Raw genomic sequence first — 17,321 nt, forward strand, 5'->3', positions numbered from 1 at the left:
GACAAAGAAAAATCCGGCCTGGGTTGCCCCAAACCGGATTTCCAAACTCTGACAAACTCAAGAGGTGTCCGCGACACCTTACTTCTTGAGGAAGCCACCGAACTTGTTGTTGAAGCGCGAAACGCGGCCGGCGCGGTCCAGCAGGGTGCCGGTGCCACCCGTCCAGGCCGGATGGGTGCGCGGATCGATGTCGAGGTTGAGCACGGCGTCTGCCTTGCCGTAGGTCGAACGCGTGCGGTAGGTCGAGCCGTCGGTCAGGGTGACGGTGATCCAGTGATAGTCGGGGTGACCTTCTTTTTTCATCGATCTGTTCCTTTATACGTCCGGCCAGCAGCGTGCGGACGCGATAAAAAATATGAGGCAGGAGTGCCGAAGGTGCGGCTCATACAGGAAGCCGCCTTGCGAGGCAAGTCCTGACTGTATAAAGCTCCCCATATGTCAGATACGCAAGATACCCCCGAAGGCCGTCCAGGCACAGGCGCCGAACTGGCCGCCGATATCCGTCAGGTTGCGGGCACACGCGGCAAGACGCGCAATTTGAAGCCCCTGGCGCGGCTCGTGCCCTATCTGTGGCGGCAAAAGGCCATCGGGGCGGGGATGATCCTGTTTCTGCTGATCTCGGCGGCGGCCACGCCCTCCATGACCTTTGTCGCCAAGAAGCTGATCGATGAAGGCTTCGGCTCGCGCAATACCGCCGTGCTGAACCAGTGGTTCCTGGTGCTGGGCGCCGTGGCCCTGGTCATGGCCTTCGCCACCGCCCTGCGCTACTACTGCATCACCCGCATGGGCGAGCGCGTGGTGGCCGATGTGCGCGAAGACGTCTTCGCCCACATCCTCAAGCTCGATCCCGCCTATTTCCTGAAAATCCGCACCGGCGAGGTGATCTCGCGCCTGACCGCCGATATCCAGATCATCGAGACGCTCGTGTCCTCGTCCATCTCCATCGCCCTGCGCAACCTGCTGACCTTTATCGCCGGGCTGGTGATGATGAGCTTTGTCAGTCCGAAACTGACCCTGATGGTCTTCTGCACCTTCCCCTTCGTGCTGGTGCCGCTGATCGTCTTCGGCCGCCAGGTCGGCAAGGCGACGCGCGACACGCAGGATCGCTTCGCCCGCGCCGTCGGCTTCGCCACGGAATCGCTCGATGCGCTGGAGACCGTGCAGGCCTTTGTGCGCGAAGCCTTCACGCGCAAGCGCTTCGATGAAGCGGTCGAGGAGACCTACCGCACCTCGGTCGGGCGCATGGCGACGCGCGCCACCATGACCGCCATGGTGATCACCCTCGTTTTTAGTGGCATCGCCTTCGTGCTGTGGCTGGGGGCGCAGGACGTGCTGCACGGCCGGATGACCAACGGCACGCTGGTCCAGTTCGTCATGCTGGCGGTACTGACCGGCGGTTCGGTGGCCAATCTGAATGAGACCTGGGGCGATGTGCAGAAGGCGGCGGGCGCCATGATGCGTATCGATGAACTGCTGGATTCGCATCCCACCATCATCGTCCCCGAAAACCCGATTGCTCTGCCGGTGCCGGCGCGTGGCGAGATTCGCTTCCAGGATATCCATTTCGCCTATCCCTCGCGGCCGGATCAAAAGGTGCTCGATGGCTTCTCGCTGATCGTGCAGCCGGGCGAAACCGTGGCCTTGGTCGGGCCTTCCGGCGCTGGCAAGTCAACTGTTTTCAAGCTGCTGCTGCGCTATTATGACTATACCGCAGGGCGCATCGAACTCGACGGTGTCGATATCCGCACGGCTGATCCCAGGGATGTGCGTGAGCGCCTGTCGCTGGTGGCGCAGGATACAGCGCTGTTCTCCGGCTCGGCGGAAGACAATATCCGCTTCGGCCGCGAAAACGCCACCGATACCGAAATCCGCATTGCCGCCGACAAGGCCCAGGCGCGCGCCTTTATCGAGGCCCTGCCAGAAGGCTTCAAGCAGCCGCTGGGCGAACGCGCCAAATCGCTTTCCGGCGGGCAGAAGCAGCGCCTGAGCATCGCACGCGCGCTGGTGCGTCAGGCGCCGATCCTGCTGCTGGACGAGGCCACCTCGGCGCTCGATGCCGAGAACGAACGTCTGGTCCAGATGGCGCTCAATGAGGCGATGAGTGAACGCACCACCCTGGTCATCGCCCACCGTCTGGCCACCGTGCTCAAAGCCGACCGTATTGTGGTGATGGATGCTGGCAAGGTGGTCGATGTCGGCACGCATGACGAACTGGTGTCGCGCGGCGGACTTTACCAACGGCTGGCGTCGTTGCAGTTCAATAGCTGATGGCAATTTTCGTTCATCTGACTTCTGAGACGAATGTAGCGCTTATACGGCGAAACGGCATTGCGGCTACCAGATGGTCGAAAAATATAACACCTGCACGCGGCGTCTTTGCAACGCCCGTGACACCAGACTTTTACAAGAGCCATCAGTGGCTGCGTGAGCTGGCACGGCAGCCGGGCGCTAAAATTGTCGCTGTTTATTTTCGCTTAAAAGATAACGAACCGGTTTATCTGGGGCGTTATCGTCAGGCTCATATCCTGATAAGCGCCGCCGAAGCTGTTTCGAGCTTCATGAAGCAGCAAGGCGACGGAGTTGAGGTCATTATTCCATGCCGGATTGCCGCCTCGAACATTGTTAAGATCAAGTCTCTGCCGCAAACGATTGGCTGGCGTTATTACCCTGAAGCGCGAGGCAAGTTGCCCAGCCCATCGAAAGGATCGTTCGGCAGCCAGAAGACAATAAAAGCTGTAGAGGCGAGGGAAGTACGCGCTGAGGCTCTCTATTATTCGCGCTTCCCGGCAGACTGGTATAGCCCGGAAGATTGATGGTTTTCAGTTCTGCCCGACCACGCACCTGTGAAGCGGATTGCTCCAGCATTGGATTGAGGCTGTCGAAATAAACCGAATAGACCGAATATATTCACCCAAATGGTTGACTATTTCGATGCGCCGTTATATTCAACTAAATGGGTGAATAATGAACGATGAAGCTCTGTCACGCATACTGAAGGCTGTTGGCGACACCACGCGCCGGCAGATTCTGACGCGCCTTGTCCAGGAAGGCGCGATGCGGGTGACGGCGCTCGCCGCTTATTTCGACATGTCCCTCAATGCTGTTTCCAAGCACATCAAAGTGCTGGAGGAAGCGGGGCTTGTCACCCGGCAGACCATAGGCCGCGAACATTTTATTTCCGCGGCGCTCGAACCGCTGAGGCTGACCGAAACCTGGTTCGGGCAGTTGAAGTCGATCTGGGATTTGCGCCTCATGGCGCTGGAAGATGTACTCGTTTCAAAGGAGAAGCCTAATGAGTGAGTTGGAACTGACAGTAACGCGTATCATCGCCGCCCCGCGCGAGGCGGTGTTCAATGCCTGGCTGTCACCGGTGACCCTGGCGAAATTCATGCGGACGGCCGCCGACGGGGTCGAGGCGCGCGAGGTGACCACTGACGCCGTGAAAGGCGGGCGCTTCCGTATCGTCATGGTGACGCCAGAGCGCGAGATTCCGCATAGCGGCACCTATCTGGAAGTGACGCCTTGTTCACGGCTATCCTTCACCTGGGAGTCGCCGCATTCGCTGGATGACAGTGTGGTGACCATTGACTTTGCCGAACCGGCACCCGGCCAGACCGAAATCAGTTTGAAACAGGTGAAGTTCCGCAGCGAAGAGGCGCGTGACGGACATATCCGCGGCTGGACAGCGATCCTGGATTATCTCGACCATAGTCTGGTGATGGCCTGACCGGTTGGGCGCCTGAAAACAAAAATGGCGGACAGTGGGTCACTGTCCGCCATTTTTTGTACGTATCCGGGGAATCTATTTCGCCAGTTGCAGCTTTTCCAGCAGCAGCGGATAGAGTTCCAGATTGCCGCAGATCAGGTCGCCGGTGAGAAGCGGGCTGCGCTCGTCATTGTCGATCGAGCCGAACTTGCCGCCGGCTTCATGGATGAACAGCAGGCCGGCCGCCATGTCCCAGGGCTTCAGGCCGCGTTCCCAGAAGGCGTCGAGCTGGCCGGCGGCCACCCAGGCGAGATCGAGCGAGGCGGCGCCATTGCGGCGGATGCCGACCGTGCGCTGCATGATCTGGTGCAGTTCCTTCAGCGCCTGGGCGTGGCCGGGCTTGCCGATGAAGGGCAGGCCGGTGCCGACCAGAGCGTCGTCCAGGGTCTTGCGCGAGGAAACACGCAGGCGGCGGTCATTATGATAGGCGCCCTTGCCCTTTTCGGCCCAGTAGAGGTCGTTGGTCACCGGATTGAAGGTGACGCCGGCCACGATCTCGCCCTCGCGCTCCAGCGCGATGGTGCAGGCAAAATGCGGGATACCGTGCATGAAGTTGGTGGTGCCGTCGATGGGGTCGACGATCCAGCGGTGGGTCTTGTCGGTGCCGATGACTTCGCCCGATTCCTCGCCCAGGAAGCCGTAGCCGGGGCGGACGCGGGTCAGTTCTTCCAGCAGGGCGGCCTCGACGCGCTTGTCGGCGGCGGTAACGAAATCTCCCGGTCCCTTGCGTGAGACTTGGAGTTCGGAGACTTCGCCGAAATCGCGGGCCACGCCCTTGCAGGCCTTGCGCACGGCGCCGACCATAACCTGAATGAGTGAAGATTGAAGTACGGTCACCATGGGGCGGGCCTTTTAAACGGGATTTACAATGTAGAAGGGGGATGTCGCCATCCCCCTGAAATCAGTTGAAGCTTAGTCAGCGCGCTTCATATACTCGCCGGTTTCGGTCGAGACGACGATGCGCTCGCCCACGCCCATGAACGGCGGGATCATGACGCGCATGCCGTTGGAGGCCTTGGCGGGCTTGTAGGAGGACGAGGCAGTCTGGCCCTTGATGGTCGGCTCGGTTTCCATCACTTCCAGCACGACGGTATCCGGCAGGCTCATGCCGATGGCGCGCTCTTCATGGAATTCGATGGTGACGATCATGCCGTCGTGCAGGTACTGCACCTGGTCTTCGCCGACCCAGTCCTTGCTGAGGCTGATCTGCTCGTAATTGGCCTGATCCATGAAAACCAGCATGTCGCCGTCTTCGTAGAGATAGGAGTGATCGCGCTGTTCCAGCGTGACGCGCTCGACCGTCTCTTCCGAACGCAGGCGCTCATTGAGCTTGGTGCCGGTGATCAGGTTCTTCAGTTCGACCTGGGCGAAGGCGCCGCCCTTGCCGGGCTTCACGTGTTCGGTCTTGACCACGGTCCACAGACCGTTCTGATATTCGAGCACCTGACCGGGCTTGATCTGGTTGGCGTTGATTTTCGGCATGGATACAACTTGTCAATTTCAGTTTGAGTTGGCGGCGTTCCTACTCGGAATGGGCGTCAAAGGCAAGGGGGACCGAAAACAGGCCGTTTCACCCTGTCACGCTTGTAACCATCCGCCATATATGCACACTATTCTAACGGTGTTATTTTCGGGGGGCGGATATGCGCATTGTCTATGGCTTTCTGGCGGCACTCCTGCTGACCGTCATCGGTTTTTGGCCAAGCTTCTTTTCCAATCCGGCGCAGAACGACTGGCTGCATATCGTCCATGGCACGCTGGCCACCGGCTGGATGCTGATGCTGATCGCGCAGGCCTGGCTGATCCACCATGGCCATGTGAAGGCGCACCACCTGATCGGCCGGTTGTCTATGGGCTGGGTAGCGGCGCTGGTCGTCACCGCGATCGCCATGGTCCATGTCATGCTGACCGACTCGGTGGCGCATGGCATGCCCGGCAAACTGGCCCTGATCCTCGGTTTCAGCGATGTCACCACCCTGCCGCTGTTCGCGATCTTTTATGGCATGGCCATCTGGAATGCCTTCCGGCGCAATATCGACCTGCACTACCGCCTGATGACCAGCACCCTGGCCTTCGCCCTGATCCCGGCGGTGGGCCGTATCCGCTGGCCGTGGAGCCATGGGCTGATCGACGGCCTGCAAACGGCCTATATCCTGGTCGAACTGATGCTTGTGGCCTTGCTGACCTACGATTTCCTGAAACATAAAAAGATCCTGCCGCCATACGTGGCAGCCTTGGTTGCCATGGTCCTGATCCATGTGACCGCCTTCCACGCTCCGCAGATCGCGCCCTACATGGCCATCGCCCGGATGCTGGGCTATGTTGGATAATATAATCATATAAAGATATCTTTATATCTTTATTGACTCTGCCTCGATCATGGGGTAGTCGTACCTGTGACTGAGGTCTTCGGAGGCGTTTGCGTCTCCGAAGCTAAGAGGGAAGCCGGTGCGAATCCGGCGCTGTTCCCGCAACTGTAAGTGAAGAGCGGCAAAGCAAGGTCCACTGGGTGACAGCCTGGGAAGGCGCATTGCGGTTATGAGGCACGAGCCAGGAGACCTGCCCCAGTTCTCATATTCACCACGGGCGGGGGTTCCGGTGGGCGCATCGATACCGGGCGCACCCGTGCGTCTGTCCTCTTGCGTTCAATAAACCCTTGCTCCCTGTTTTCGGGATCAAGACATGACCATCATCCAAACCGCCAATCTCGGTTTTCCGCGCATCGGCAAGCGGCGCGAACTGAAGACCGCGCTCGAATCCTTCTGGTCCGGCCAGAGCGACGAAGCCGCCCTGCGCGAAACGGCCGCGGCCTTGCGCGCACGCAACTGGCAGCGCCAGAAGGACCTCGGCACCGATATCCTGCCGTCCAACGATTTCTCACTCTACGACCACCTGCTCGATACGGCCTTCATGGTCGGCGCCATTCCGGAGGCTTACAAAACGGGCGGCGATCTCGACACCTATTTCCGCATGGCGCGCGGCGCCGGCGAGATTTCGGCCTGCGGACATAATCATACGGGCGTTACGGCGCTGGAAATGACCAAGTGGTTCAACACCAACTATCACGTCCTGTTGAGCGAACTGAAGCCCAGCCAAGTGTTCGAGCTGGCGCACAACAAGCCGCTCAGCGACTATAACGAGGCGAAGGCGCTAGGCCACCAGACCCGTCCGGTGCTGGTCGGGCCGGTGACCTTCCTGGCCCTGTCCAAGCCGGCGATTGGTGGCTTCAATACGCTCAGCCTTTTGCCGCGCCTGCTGCCGGTCTATGCCGAGTTGCTGCGCACCCTGAAGGACACGGGCGCCGACTGGGTGCAGATCGATGAGCCGGTGCTGGCGAATGCGCCGAGCGGCCAGATCGCCCTGGCCCTGACAGAGGCCTATGCCCATCTGGCGCGCGAAGTGCCGGGCCTGCACCTGATGCTGACCAGCTATTTCGATGTCCATGACGCCAATCTCGCCCTGGCTTTTTCCCTGCCGGTGGCAGGCGTCCACGTTGACTTGACCGTCAGCCCGGACGTGCTGGAGAAGCTGCCGGCGCTGGCGGGCGATAAGACGGTTTCGCTTGGCGTGATCGACGGCCGTAATATCTGGAAGGCCGACCTGAACGCCCTGCTGGCGCGCCTGAAGCCGGTGGTGAGCCAGCTTGACCGGGTGATTCTGGCGCCATCCTGTTCGCTGCTGCATGTACCGATCGATCTGGGACAAGAAGAAAAGCTCGATAGTGATCTGAAATCCTGGCTGGCCTTTGCCGAGCAGAAACTGGAAGAACTGGCCATCCTGAAATCGGCGCTTGCGGGCGGAGATGTCAGCGTAAAGCTGGCGGAAAACGCTGCCGCCATAGCGGCGCGCAAAACCTCGGCCCGCATCCATAATCCGGCGGTGGCCTCGCGCGTCGCCGGCCTGACCCCGCCGATGTCGGAACGCCAGAGCCCCTTCGCCGAGCGTATCCTGAAGCAGCGCCAGCGCCTGAACCTGCCGCTTTACCCGACCACGACCATCGGTTCTTTCCCGCAGACGGCCGAGGTGCGTGCCGCCCGCCTGCAGCACGGCAAGGGACAGCTCAGCGATGCCGATTACGACACCTTCCTTAAGGCTGAAACGGCAAAGGCCATTGGGTGGCAGGAAGAGATCGGGCTCGATGTGCTGGTACATGGGGAATTCGAGCGCAATGACATGGTGCAGTATTTCGCCGAGCAGTTGGAAGGCTATGCCTTTACGCAACATGGCTGGGTACAGTCCTACGGCTCACGCTATGTCCGGCCGCCGGTCATTTTCGGCGACGTGTCGCGCACCAAGCCGATGACGGTGAAATGGGCGGTCTATGCGCAATCCCTGACCGACAAGGTGGTGAAAGGCATGCTGACGGGGCCGGTGACCATGCTGCAATGGGCCTTTGTGCGCGATGACCTGCCGCGCAGCACGGTCTGCCGCCAGATCGCCCTGGCCATCCGTGACGAGGTGCTCGATCTCGAAGCCGCCGGTATCCGCATCATCCAGATAGATGAGGCTGCCTTCCGCGAAGGCCTGCCGATCGATCCGGCCGGATGGCCGGCCTATCTCGACTGGGCGGTGGACAGCTTCCGCATCGCCTCGGCCGGGGTGGCGGATGAAACCCAGATCCATACCCACATGTGCTATTCGGAGTTCAACGATATCATCCGCGCTATCGCGGCGATGGATGCCGATGTCATCTCCATCGAGACCTCGCGCTCGAACATGGAATTGCTGGAAGCCTTCATCGACTTCAAGTACCCGAACGAGGTCGGGCCGGGCGTCTATGACATCCACAGCCCGCGCGTGCCGGAAACCGAAGAGATGGTGCGGCTGCTGGCCCGGGCGGTGCAGCGCCTGAAGCCGGAACAGATCTGGGTCAATCCCGATTGTGGCCTGAAGACGCGCGGCTGGGCGGAAACGAAGCCGGCGCTGGAACGTCTGGTAGAAGCGGCAAAAGCCATGCGCGCCACCCAGCCTGTGTACGTTTAAGCAGGCTGGTCAGGCCCGTGATCCTGATCTAGGGTACGGGCCTGATCTCTGTCTGGGGGAATATCATGTCACGTTATCTGGCGAGCACTGCGCTTCTCGGCCTGTTGGCGGTAGTTGCCTGTTCGCCGCAGAAACCCGCAGAGACGCCAGCCGCCTCCGAAGCAGCATCCGAAGAGGCTGTTGTCTCCAGCCTGGCGCCGGCGGATTACACCTCGCTCGCCAATGTCATGACCTGTGACTGGCCGGTGAAAAAGACCGACACCGCCGAAAGCCTGCTGGCCATTTATAAGAGTTATGCGCAGGTGGCGGATATTCCCGGCGCAGAGGGCATCACGCAAAAGGGTGTGGTGATTTATGGCAATGATCCGCGCCGCCGCGTCGAGGTCTTCTTCTTCGATGACGCCCTGACCCAGGTCTCGACCGTGCTGATCCGCGGCGATTCCCAGTGGAGCGGCCCAAAGGGGCTGCATCTTAACAGCACCCTGGCCGATATCGCGGCGGCCAATGAAAAGCCGTTCAAGCTTGGCGGGTTCGGATGGGATTACGGCGGCTATGTCACCGACCTGAATCGCGGCAGGCTGGCCAAAGTCAAGGGGGGCTGCACCTTCGGCCTGCGCCTGGGCCTGCCGGAAAATGGCGGACCGGCGCCGGAGGCCATTCTGGGCGAGCGGACGCTTCTATCAACCGATTCGGCGGTGATCGCCGCCAATCCGGTGGTGCAGGAAATGTCGGTCGGCTGGCCAAAGCCGAAAGCGGAGACAGACGAGGATGTCGATCAATAGGACAGCAGGCCGGCCGCCAGCACCATGCCGGCAACGAAGAAGACACCGAGCGCCGCGAAGCCAAGCATATATTTGAACTTGTAATTCATCCGTGGCTCCCGCCAGTTCGCGGCGCACACTGCCATGTTTCCTGAAATTGCCAAGCGGCAACCCTGTCAGGTTGAGGAAAGGGCCGCCATTAGCGCGTTTACACCCGCTGCCGCGCCGGCCGGATGGTTCCATACGGCCCCGCTGACGGCAATGAAATCGGCGCCCGCCGCGGCCACTTCGCCGGCATTTTCAGCCGTGATTCCACCGATGGCGACGCAGGGCACTTCCATGGTTTCTTGCCAGATATTCAGGGTCTCCAGCTCGGCCATGTGCTCCACCGTCTTGGTGGTGGTCGGGTAGAAGGCGCCGAAGGCAACGTAATCCGCGCCGTTTTCCGCCGCTTCCATCGCCAGGTGGCGGCTGTTATGGCAGGTGACGCCGATCATGGCGTCCTTGCCCAGCAGGGCGCGGGCCTCCTTCAGCGGCATGTCCGATTGGCCGATATGGGCACCGTCGAGCTTCAGCGACTTTACCAGTTGCACGCGGTCGTTCATCAGCACGGCGACGCCGAGGTTCTGAGCGATCGGGGCGATGACCTTCGTGAGGGCAATCAGGTCGTAGTCGTTCAGGTCCTTCAGGCGGATCTGCAGGGCCGCGACATCGCCGGCCATGAGCGCGGCTTCCAGTTCACGCGCAAACGCGTTCACATCGGTGATAACCGGCGGGGTGATCAGATAGAGGCGGGCCTGATGGGTATTCATTCGCGGGTCTTTGGCCGAAATCGGGCGAAGACGCAAGGTGGAAGTCGGGAAATGGGCCCCGGGTGCAAGGAAAGGCTAAGGCTCACGCCTTATCTCCATTTTACCGGAAGGCCAGCCTTTCCAATGGCTTCATGCCGACCGAAGACTAGAATGGCGGACCTCTGGCGGGCGGCAGAAACGCACATAACGGAGATTTCCCTATGGCTTTAAATACAAAGACAGTGACGGCGGGGACCGCGATTATTCTGGCCCTGGCGGCGGGTGCGCCGATGGCGGCCCAGGCGCAAACGCAATATGACGGCTACTGCTACGTCAAAAAGGGCTCGAACACCACCGGCACCGTGGTCGGCGCCGTGGCCGGCGGCGCCATCGGCAGCCAGGTATCGAAGAACGAGCGCGGGCTCGGCACTGTGGCCGGCGCGGTGCTCGGCGGCGTCATCGGCAACAAGGTTGCCAAGAGCAATGACAAGTGCCTGAATGGCGAATACTATTCCTATCAGAGCGGGTCCTATACGCCGTCCTATGCGCCCGATGGCTATGACGTCGTCTATTACAAGTCGCGCCCGGACGCCAAGATGTACGATGTCGTCTATTACGACACTCAGCGTCACACCAGCCCGGCCTACAGCTACAATAACAACAGCAATGGCGGCTATGCCTATAATCAGGGCGGCTACAATTCGACCCCTTATAATCAGGGTGTCCAGGGCTGGCGCGATGACAACGGCACCTGGCATGAGGGCCGTCCGGTCGCCTTTGGCTGGAAGGACAGCAAGGGCCGCTGGCATGAAGGCCAGCTTCAGGCCTATGGCTACCGTGATAGCGACGGCCGCTGGCGCGAGACCAGCGCCTCGGCCTATGGGTATAATAATAACTAAGGCATTCAGGCCCCTTCCGGTTCATACCGGAGGGGGCCTTCATTCAGGTGTCTTGCTGTGCGAATGACTTGCAATTGAATCGGCGTCGTGTTATCTGAGACGCATTCGCATTGTCATCCTGCCTGAGATTGCCGTGTACGTCTGTAACTGTAATGCCATCCGTGAACGTGATGCCCATGCCGCGATCGAGTCGGGCGCCTGCACGGTCAAGGCGGTTTTCGATCATTGCCAGACCCGTGCCCAGTGTGCCAAGTGCGTCTGCGATATCCGCCAGATGATCGACGATGCTAGCATTACCATGGCCATGGCGGCGGAATAATCTTTTAAATCTATCATTTAAACGTGCGATTCAATCTTATTATCATTCGCACAAGTTTTTGTTTTTATTCGAAAAAATAGCTTCACAGCGCTAGGGTGCCGCTGTAGGATGCAAGCTGACTTATTTAAAGGCAGGAGTGCATCATGAAGGGCCAACCCGAAATCATCAAGCTGTTGAACAAGGTGCTCACCAATGAGCTGACCGCCATCAACCAGTATTTCCTGCACGCCCGCATGATCGAGAACTGGGGCATGTATCACCTCGGCCGCATCGTCTACAAAGAATCGATCGAGGAGATGAAGCACGCCGACCTGCTCATCAAGCGCATCCTGTTCCTCGACGGCCTGCCCAATCTGCAGGACCTGAACAAGCTGAAGATCGGCGAGACCATCACCGAATGCCTGGAATGCGACCTGAAGGTCGAACTGTATGGCCACGGCATACTGGTGGCCGGTGTCGGGCACTGCGAAGACGTCAAGGACTATGTCAGCCGCGAACTTCTGAAAAAGATCCTGGAAGACACCGAACACCATATCGACTTCCTGGAAACCCAGCTTGGCCTGATCAAGTTGATGGGCGAGGCCAACTACATCCAGAGCGCCATGAAGGAAATCGAAGGCGAGGGTTAACAACCTGTTATAAAGCGCCTTTACCTTTTCAGGCGAACCTCCTAACGTGCCGCCGCACATCGCAGCGATGAAGTGAGCGGACGGGTCTTTTGAGCGTTTATAACCGCAGAGGGTTTATGGGGCTGGGTCTGGCTGGCGCCCTTGGGCTGGCTGGTTCGGGACTTGCGGCCTGCGGCCGCAAGTCCGACGAAGACGTGATCATCGATCCGGATGCCGCCCCCGGCGAGGCCATCGATCCGAAGCTGGCCGCGCAGGCTGGCACGCTGGAATGGGCGGTCAGCGGTCATTGGCGCAGCGCGGTCGACAAGGCCCGCGACAAGTATCGTCATCCGCTGGAGATGATGAACTTCTTCGAGGTCAAGCCGAAGGATACGGTGGTCGATATGTGGCCGGGCGCCGGCTACATGACCGAGGTCCTGGCGCCCTATCTCAACGAGGGCAAGGGCAATTACGTGGCGGCCCTGATTCAGCCGGGCGATCCACCCGAAGCGGCCGCAGCCTCGCTGGAACAGACCTACAAGGCGCATTTCGACGGCGATCACAAGCTCTATGGCGATCTGACCTATGCCGCCTTTGGTGAAACCAGTGGCCCGCTGGTCGAGGCCGGCAGCGCCGACTGCGTGCTGTTCCTGCTCGTCATCCATGACTGGATCGCCAAGGGCATTGCCGAAAAGGCCTTCGCCGATGCCTTTGCCGCCCTGCGGCCCGGCGGCATATTGGGGGTGGAGCAGCATCGCGCCGATATCGGCAATGTGCAGGACCCCGGCGCCACCACGGGCTATGTTCAGGAACCGCTGGTCAAGCAGATGGCCTCCGAAGCCGGTTTTCAGTTCGTGGCCGAAAGCGAGATGAACGCCAATCCCAAGGATGACAAGGATCACCCGTTCGGCGTGTGGACTTTGCCGCCTCAGAGATTGACAGCGCCGCGCGGACAGGCGCCTAATCCGGAATTCGATGGCAGCCTGTACGAATCGATTGGCGAGAGCGACCGCATGACGCTAAAGTTCAGGAAGCCGCAATAGATTTTGTCGCGCAATTTATCCGAAAGGTGGTATCCACCTTATCGGACTGCGATCAATGGGGAAATTGCACACGTGAGCCGGATAGCCGCCCTTTCAACCAGCGCACCGCTGATGTTCACGCCGGAATCGCGCGTGCCCGAAGGCGGTGTGGGCGAATGGTATCGCGGCGCGGGCGGCCTTCGCCTGCGCCTCGGCTTCTGGCAGCCGCCAAGGCGCGATTCCCGCTCGGTGCGCGGCACGGTCTTTATCTCGCCGGGGCGTTCCGAACCGATTGAAAAATATTACGAGATCATTCGTGATCTGATGGCGCGCGGCTTCTGCGTAGTGGCGCATGACTGGCGCGGGCAGGGGCTTTCCGCCCGCCTGCTGCCTGACCGGCTGAAATGCCACGCGCGTTCGGCCGATGAATTTCTCGACGATTACCAGCGCCTGCTCGATACCTTCGAGGACCGCGCCCCCAAGCCGTGGCTCATGCTGGGGCATTCCATGGGCGCGGCGCTCAATCTCGCCACCCTGGCTAAGGGCGAGCAGCGCATCTCCGGCGCCTTCTTCACCAATCCGATGCTGCGGGTAAAGACGGGCAAGCACAGCCTGTGGTCGGTCAATTTCCAGGTCAACTGGCAGGTCAATCACGGCCGCGGTTCGGAATATGTGCCGGAGCTGTTCGACGACCCGTTCATGCACACCTTCGAGGACGATGCCCTGACGCACGACCGCGACCGCTATGCGGTTTGGCACGAGCAGCTGTTCGCTTGCCCGCACCTGGCGGTGGGGTCTCCGACCTGGGGCTGGCTGCAATTCGCGCTGAAGCTTGGCGAGAGCCTGCTGCTCGACAAGGCCAAGGTGCTGAAGAAGCTGAAAATGCCGATCAGCATCGTCTGTTCCGGCGATGATCATGTCATCAATAAGCAGCCGTCGCGCGCCTTCACCAAGAAGCTGGGCAGCGGGCAGTATATCGAAGTGGCCGGCGCCGAGCATGAGGTGCTGATCGAGATGGACGAGTATCGCGTGCAGGCGATGAACGAATTCGACGAACTGGCGAATTTCGTGGCGCCCCACATGATCGGCCAGGCGGCGCAGAATACCGTGCAGGATAACCATGCCGGCCAGGCCTTTGGCCTGATGGCGGCCGATGTTGCCGAGGTGGCGTCCGAGCTGCCGCAGGAGATTTCGCCGGAAAGCCTGATCGCGGAGGAAGGCACGCCAGACCTGTCCGATCCGGAAGGCCAAAAGAGCGCCTGAAAAAAGTGTCGTCAGTTTGCCGCAGGCGTCAGATGAGCCAGGGCCTGTTCGAGCAGGGCCTGTGAACTGGCGGCGATGACCTGTCCGGCTTCCGGACCGATGGCGGTGCCGCGCCAGTTGCTTACCACGCCGCCGGCATTTTCGATCACCGGGATGATGGCCTCGATATCCCACGGCTTGAGGCCGGTTTCCAGCGCGATATCCATGGTGCCCGCCGCCACCATGGCGAAGGCATAGGCGTCGCAGCCATAGCGCACCAGCTTGGTGGCGGTGCGCAGGGCGGCATAGGCCTCGACCTCGGCGCCGGCATAGAGATGCGGGTCGGTGGTGCCGATCACGGCATTGTCGAGTGCCTCACAGGGGCGCACCTTTAGCGGCGTGCTGCCCATGGGCGTTACCAGGCGCGAGCCGAGCGGGGAGCCGAGATAGACCTCTTGCAGGACCGGCTGCGCGATCACGCCCAGCATGGCCTTGCCCCTGTAGCGCAGGCCGATGAGGGTGGTCCACACGGGCAGGCCGGCAATGAAGGCGCGGGTGCCATCGACCGGATCGAGCACCCAGACAAAATCGGCATCGGCATTCTCGCTGCCATATTCCTCGCCGATGATGCCGTGGTCGGGGTAATGCTGGTTGATCAGGGCGCGGATGGCGCGTTCGGCGCCCTTGTCGGCCTCGGTCACCGGGTCGAAATGGACATCGGCGCGGCTGGCATTGCCCTTGTTGATCTCGCTTAAGTCTCGTTGGCGGAACAGCGGCACGGCGACAGCGGCCGCAGCGGCGGCCAGATCCAGCGCGAAGGCTTCGAGGGCGGTGTAATCGGGGGCATTTTCAGACATAAGACCCGCATAGCCTGCGCGGCCATGCGGGTCCAGATGTTTATGGGGCCGGAGATGTAAGAAGCCCCGCCACCACACCTGCGGGAGGTCGTGCGCGCCCGAGCTGTTGCGAGGCAGTCTCTTATGGAAGAATCAGGCGGCTTAAGCCGCCTGTTCGTTATCGCCGTTCAGTGACTTGGCCAGGTCCAGCAGGCGGCGACGCGGACGCTCCGACAGGCGGTAATAGGCCTGGATGAGGTCGAGCGTTTCCTTGCGCGAGAACACTTCGATGCCTTCGTTATTGATGGCGGCCACTTCGGTCTTGTCATCGGACAGGCCGTCGTAGAAATAGTTGATCGGCGTTTCCAGCGCCTTGGCCAGCTGGAACAGGCGGGCGGCCGAGATGCGGTTGGCGCCGCATTCGTACTTCTGGATTTGCTGGAAGCGGATGCCGACCGCCAGCGCGAGTTGTTGTTGCGTCAAACCGAGCAGACGACGGCGACGACGCAGACGCTTACCCAGATGCAGATCGATATCGGTGGCCATGGATGGAACCCCTAAACAGATACGTGGCGCTGTCTCAATGTGAAACAGCTCGCCTTATAGGTTTCACAACTCGTGCCACACGTTTAAACAGGCGTTGATAAGTCGGCGTGCAGGGGAATTATGTCATGACGGTTTCCTGACCCAGATCCTGGGTCACGCCTGAATAGAGCCGGGTGCGCTCGGCATAGAGCTGCTTCAGCTTCTCGCGCTTCATAAAGCGTGCCATGTCCTCGTGCAGGCGGGCGTCCTTGTCGCTTTTCATGCGTTGCAGGGAATCGCCGTGCAGGATTTCGTTGACGGCCTGCGGGGGCTCGCCCGGGCGCAGCAGGGCATGCAGGCGCAGGGTTTGCCAACCCAGATAGACGCAACCCATCAGCAGGCCAAGTGCCGGAATCGGCAGGATATTTTGCCACAGGCTGACGAATAGCAGCCCCAAACCGGCCAGCGCCATTAGGCCAAGGGCGGCGAGGGCGCCGGCCGTCATTTTCAGGGCCAGAAAGCGGGCCTGCGCCGTCAGGCCTTCCAGCGTCATGCCGATCATCTTGGCGCGCAGGAAGGCGAAGGCGGCATTGGCGGCGATCCGGCCATTGAGCCAGAAGATCAGTTCGCACCATTTGGCGTTGACCTCGGTCCAGCGCCGCAGGCGGCCTTCGGCCCAGTAATCTTCCTTGCCGCTGTTGGTCAGTTCCAGCATGGCGTGGCAGGCATGGATCAGGTGATCCTGCCGGAGAATGGCACACTTGCTGACGGTGGCACAGGAGAGCCGCGTGGCGGCGTTGAACTGGTCGGCCAGCGCATTGTGGCGGCGCCGGATCAGTACGCTGCGGATATGGAAAGCGGCCACAGACAGCACAAGGACCGCGGGCACGGGCGCCAGCGCCCACAGGCCACAGGCGGCCAGCGGGTCGCCAAGCAGGGTTATCACCAGCGTCCAGGCGAGGAGGCCGGCGGCGGTTACGAGCGCATGGCGATAAAGCTTGCGGATATTGTCGCGGCGCGAGCGGTGAAGATGGATATGGTTGGCATAGACGACCAAGCCCTTGGCAGCGATCAGATCGCGCACATCCTGGTCACCAAAGGCGGCGATTGCGTCGGCCGCCGTTTCCAGTCCGCCGGGAAACTGGCTTTCGATGCGGCCCAGCGACAGGCGGATCAGGGTTTCCGGCGTCATCTGGCGGCTGCCGGGCGACAGGTCGATCGTTTCGGCGAAAAAGGGATCGAGCCGCGCCTGGCGAAAGGCCTCCCACTGGCCGTCATCCATCACGATGGGCTTATAGTCATCGATCGTCTTGTCCGGCAGGTCCGTATTGGCGATCTGCAGGAAGCCGGTGCGGGTTTCGTTGCAGAGATAGCCCAGGCGTTCACGATCTGCCGCGCACAGATCGTGCGTGGTGCGCAGGGTGCCATCGGTGATCTTGTCGATATAGCCGTGCAAAGTGTCGGCGATAGCCATGGTTGCCTCCAGAGCCGCACACGGCAGCGCGCGACAGCACGGGCGGTGTCTCTGGTGGTGTTTGACGACAAGGGACGGGCAGTCGGCGGGGCAGG

General features: G+C 60.8%; 19 protein-coding genes and 1 riboswitch. Of the genes, 12 read left to right on the top strand and 7 right to left on the bottom strand.

The genetic code is table 11. The features are described from left to right. Positions 1 to 78 precede the first annotated feature (78 nt). Entirely contained in the window at positions 79 to 303 is a 225-nt protein-coding gene (gene rpmE / locus QM647_RS12320) for a 50S ribosomal protein L31 (protein WP_414995821.1), read from the bottom strand. 132 nt (positions 304 to 435) lie between these two features. Between rpmE and QM647_RS12325 the strand changes: the two genes are divergently transcribed. The 4 genes from QM647_RS12325 (at position 436) to QM647_RS12340 (ending at position 3,727) form a co-directional block, all read left to right on the top strand. Further along, positions 436 to 2,268: an ABC transporter transmembrane domain-containing protein gene (locus QM647_RS12325; RefSeq protein ID WP_414995822.1), complete on the top strand. Its 1,833-nt coding sequence runs from the start codon at positions 436 to 438 to the stop codon at positions 2,266 to 2,268. Continuing rightward, positions 2,268 to 2,813, top strand: coding sequence for a hypothetical protein (locus QM647_RS12330; RefSeq protein ID WP_414995823.1), 546 nt, complete (start codon positions 2,268 to 2,270; stop codon positions 2,811 to 2,813). The genes QM647_RS12325 and QM647_RS12330 overlap by 1 nt, the downstream gene beginning before the upstream one ends. A gap of 151 nt (positions 2,814 to 2,964) precedes the next feature. Further along, entirely contained in the window at positions 2,965 to 3,300 is a 336-nt protein-coding gene (locus QM647_RS12335; protein ID WP_414995824.1) for an ArsR/SmtB family transcription factor, read from the top strand. Next, positions 3,293 to 3,727 (top strand): SRPBCC family protein, encoded by a 435-nt coding sequence (locus QM647_RS12340; RefSeq protein ID WP_414995825.1) that lies wholly within the window; start codon positions 3,293 to 3,295, stop codon positions 3,725 to 3,727. Before QM647_RS12335 ends, QM647_RS12340 begins: the two co-directional genes overlap by 8 nt. 75 nt (positions 3,728 to 3,802) lie before the next feature. On the opposite strand, the gene QM647_RS12345 is transcribed toward QM647_RS12340, so the two are convergent. Together QM647_RS12345 and efp are read right to left on the bottom strand one after the other, a co-directional pair. Beyond that, positions 3,803 to 4,606: an inositol monophosphatase family protein gene (locus QM647_RS12345; protein WP_414995826.1), complete on the bottom strand. Its 804-nt coding sequence runs from the start codon at positions 4,604 to 4,606 to the stop codon at positions 3,803 to 3,805. A 72-nt stretch (positions 4,607 to 4,678) separates the two neighbouring features. Next, complete coding sequence (gene efp, locus QM647_RS12350; protein WP_414995827.1) at positions 4,679 to 5,248, bottom strand: elongation factor P; 570 nt, start codon at positions 5,246 to 5,248, stop codon at positions 4,679 to 4,681. Between the two features lie 161 nt (positions 5,249 to 5,409). Here efp and QM647_RS12355 point away from each other — a divergent pair, with 161 nt between their 5' ends. The 3 genes from QM647_RS12355 to QM647_RS12365 all read left to right on the top strand — a co-directional run bounded on the left by QM647_RS12355 (position 5,410) and on the right by QM647_RS12365 (position 9,531). Beyond that, positions 5,410 to 6,096: a hypothetical protein gene (locus tag QM647_RS12355; RefSeq protein WP_414995828.1), complete on the top strand. Its 687-nt coding sequence runs from the start codon at positions 5,410 to 5,412 to the stop codon at positions 6,094 to 6,096. A 56-nt stretch (positions 6,097 to 6,152) separates the two neighbouring features. After that, positions 6,153 to 6,348: riboswitch (cobalamin riboswitch) on the top strand. 100 nt (positions 6,349 to 6,448) lie between these two features. Next, positions 6,449 to 8,749, top strand: a complete 2,301-nt coding sequence (gene metE / locus QM647_RS12360; RefSeq protein WP_414995829.1) for a 5-methyltetrahydropteroyltriglutamate--homocysteine S-methyltransferase — start codon at positions 6,449 to 6,451, stop codon at positions 8,747 to 8,749. A 65-nt stretch (positions 8,750 to 8,814) separates the two neighbouring features. Further along, positions 8,815 to 9,531, top strand: a complete 717-nt coding sequence (locus QM647_RS12365; protein ID WP_414995830.1) for a hypothetical protein — start codon at positions 8,815 to 8,817, stop codon at positions 9,529 to 9,531. A gap of 155 nt (positions 9,532 to 9,686) precedes the next feature. On the opposite strand, the gene thiE is transcribed toward QM647_RS12365, so the two are convergent. Continuing rightward, a complete protein-coding gene (gene thiE, locus QM647_RS12370; RefSeq protein WP_414995831.1) occupies positions 9,687 to 10,322 on the bottom strand; it encodes a thiamine phosphate synthase in 636 nt (211 codons plus the stop codon). A 200-nt stretch (positions 10,323 to 10,522) separates the two neighbouring features. Here thiE and QM647_RS12375 point away from each other — a divergent pair, with 200 nt between their 5' ends. The 5 genes from QM647_RS12375 (at position 10,523) to QM647_RS12395 (ending at position 14,412) form a co-directional block, all read left to right on the top strand. After that, positions 10,523 to 11,200, top strand: coding sequence for a glycine zipper 2TM domain-containing protein (locus QM647_RS12375; RefSeq protein ID WP_414995832.1), 678 nt, complete (start codon positions 10,523 to 10,525; stop codon positions 11,198 to 11,200). Between the two features lie 133 nt (positions 11,201 to 11,333). After that, positions 11,334 to 11,519: a bacterioferritin-associated ferredoxin gene (locus QM647_RS12380; RefSeq protein ID WP_414995833.1), complete on the top strand. Its 186-nt coding sequence runs from the start codon at positions 11,334 to 11,336 to the stop codon at positions 11,517 to 11,519. Positions 11,520 to 11,662: 143 nt separating this feature from the next. Beyond that, a complete protein-coding gene (bfr, locus tag QM647_RS12385) occupies positions 11,663 to 12,148 on the top strand; it encodes a bacterioferritin (RefSeq protein WP_414995834.1) in 486 nt (161 codons plus the stop codon). Positions 12,149 to 12,264: 116 nt separating this feature from the next. Then, positions 12,265 to 13,170, top strand: coding sequence for a class I SAM-dependent methyltransferase (locus QM647_RS12390; RefSeq protein ID WP_414995835.1), 906 nt, complete (start codon positions 12,265 to 12,267; stop codon positions 13,168 to 13,170). Positions 13,171 to 13,242: 72 nt separating this feature from the next. Continuing rightward, the gene (locus tag QM647_RS12395; RefSeq protein ID WP_414995836.1) at positions 13,243 to 14,412 is read left to right on the top strand and encodes an alpha/beta fold hydrolase; all 1,170 of its coding nucleotides are present in this window, start codon (positions 13,243 to 13,245) and stop codon (positions 14,410 to 14,412) included. Between the two features lie 11 nt (positions 14,413 to 14,423). On the opposite strand, the gene hisN is transcribed toward QM647_RS12395, so the two are convergent. The 3 genes from hisN to QM647_RS12410 all read right to left on the bottom strand — a co-directional run bounded on the left by hisN (position 14,424) and on the right by QM647_RS12410 (position 17,226). Then, entirely contained in the window at positions 14,424 to 15,248 is an 825-nt protein-coding gene (gene hisN, locus QM647_RS12400) for a histidinol-phosphatase (protein WP_414995837.1), read from the bottom strand. A 141-nt stretch (positions 15,249 to 15,389) separates the two neighbouring features. After that, positions 15,390 to 15,773, bottom strand: coding sequence for a helix-turn-helix domain-containing protein (locus QM647_RS12405; protein WP_414995838.1), 384 nt, complete (start codon positions 15,771 to 15,773; stop codon positions 15,390 to 15,392). A gap of 118 nt (positions 15,774 to 15,891) precedes the next feature. Beyond that, entirely contained in the window at positions 15,892 to 17,226 is a 1,335-nt protein-coding gene (locus tag QM647_RS12410; protein WP_414995839.1) for a hypothetical protein, read from the bottom strand. Between the last annotated feature and the right edge of the window lie 95 nt (positions 17,227 to 17,321).

Source organism: Asticcacaulis sp. (genome assembly GCF_047605585.1).
In the GTDB taxonomy this organism is placed as follows: domain Bacteria; phylum Pseudomonadota; class Alphaproteobacteria; order Caulobacterales; family Caulobacteraceae; genus Asticcacaulis.

What these genes read in the sequence shown, in the direction of transcription:
- rpmE (WP_414995821.1), bottom strand. Translation starts at nt 303, where the DNA reads ATGAAAAAAGAAGGTCACCCCGACTATCACTGGATCACCGTCACCCTG.
- QM647_RS12325 (WP_414995822.1), top strand. Translation starts at nt 436, where the DNA reads ATGTCAGATACGCAAGATACCCCCGAAGGCCGTCCAGGCACAGGCGCC.
- QM647_RS12330 (WP_414995823.1), top strand. Translation starts at nt 2,268, where the DNA reads ATGGCAATTTTCGTTCATCTGACTTCTGAGACGAATGTAGCGCTTATA.
- QM647_RS12335 (WP_414995824.1), top strand. Translation starts at nt 2,965, where the DNA reads ATGAACGATGAAGCTCTGTCACGCATACTGAAGGCTGTTGGCGACACC.
- QM647_RS12340 (WP_414995825.1), top strand. Translation starts at nt 3,293, where the DNA reads ATGAGTGAGTTGGAACTGACAGTAACGCGTATCATCGCCGCCCCGCGC.
- QM647_RS12345 (WP_414995826.1), bottom strand. Translation starts at nt 4,606, where the DNA reads ATGGTGACCGTACTTCAATCTTCACTCATTCAGGTTATGGTCGGCGCC.
- efp (WP_414995827.1), bottom strand. Translation starts at nt 5,248, where the DNA reads ATGCCGAAAATCAACGCCAACCAGATCAAGCCCGGTCAGGTGCTCGAA.
- QM647_RS12355 (WP_414995828.1), top strand. Translation starts at nt 5,410, where the DNA reads ATGCGCATTGTCTATGGCTTTCTGGCGGCACTCCTGCTGACCGTCATC.
- metE (WP_414995829.1), top strand. Translation starts at nt 6,449, where the DNA reads ATGACCATCATCCAAACCGCCAATCTCGGTTTTCCGCGCATCGGCAAG.
- QM647_RS12365 (WP_414995830.1), top strand. Translation starts at nt 8,815, where the DNA reads ATGTCACGTTATCTGGCGAGCACTGCGCTTCTCGGCCTGTTGGCGGTA.
- thiE (WP_414995831.1), bottom strand. Translation starts at nt 10,322, where the DNA reads ATGAATACCCATCAGGCCCGCCTCTATCTGATCACCCCGCCGGTTATC.
- QM647_RS12375 (WP_414995832.1), top strand. Translation starts at nt 10,523, where the DNA reads ATGGCTTTAAATACAAAGACAGTGACGGCGGGGACCGCGATTATTCTG.
- bfr (WP_414995834.1), top strand. Translation starts at nt 11,663, where the DNA reads ATGAAGGGCCAACCCGAAATCATCAAGCTGTTGAACAAGGTGCTCACC.
- QM647_RS12390 (WP_414995835.1), top strand. Translation starts at nt 12,265, where the DNA reads ATGGGGCTGGGTCTGGCTGGCGCCCTTGGGCTGGCTGGTTCGGGACTT.
- hisN (WP_414995837.1), bottom strand. Translation starts at nt 15,248, where the DNA reads ATGTCTGAAAATGCCCCCGATTACACCGCCCTCGAAGCCTTCGCGCTG.
- QM647_RS12405 (WP_414995838.1), bottom strand. Translation starts at nt 15,773, where the DNA reads ATGGCCACCGATATCGATCTGCATCTGGGTAAGCGTCTGCGTCGTCGC.
- QM647_RS12410 (WP_414995839.1), bottom strand. Translation starts at nt 17,226, where the DNA reads ATGGCTATCGCCGACACTTTGCACGGCTATATCGACAAGATCACCGAT.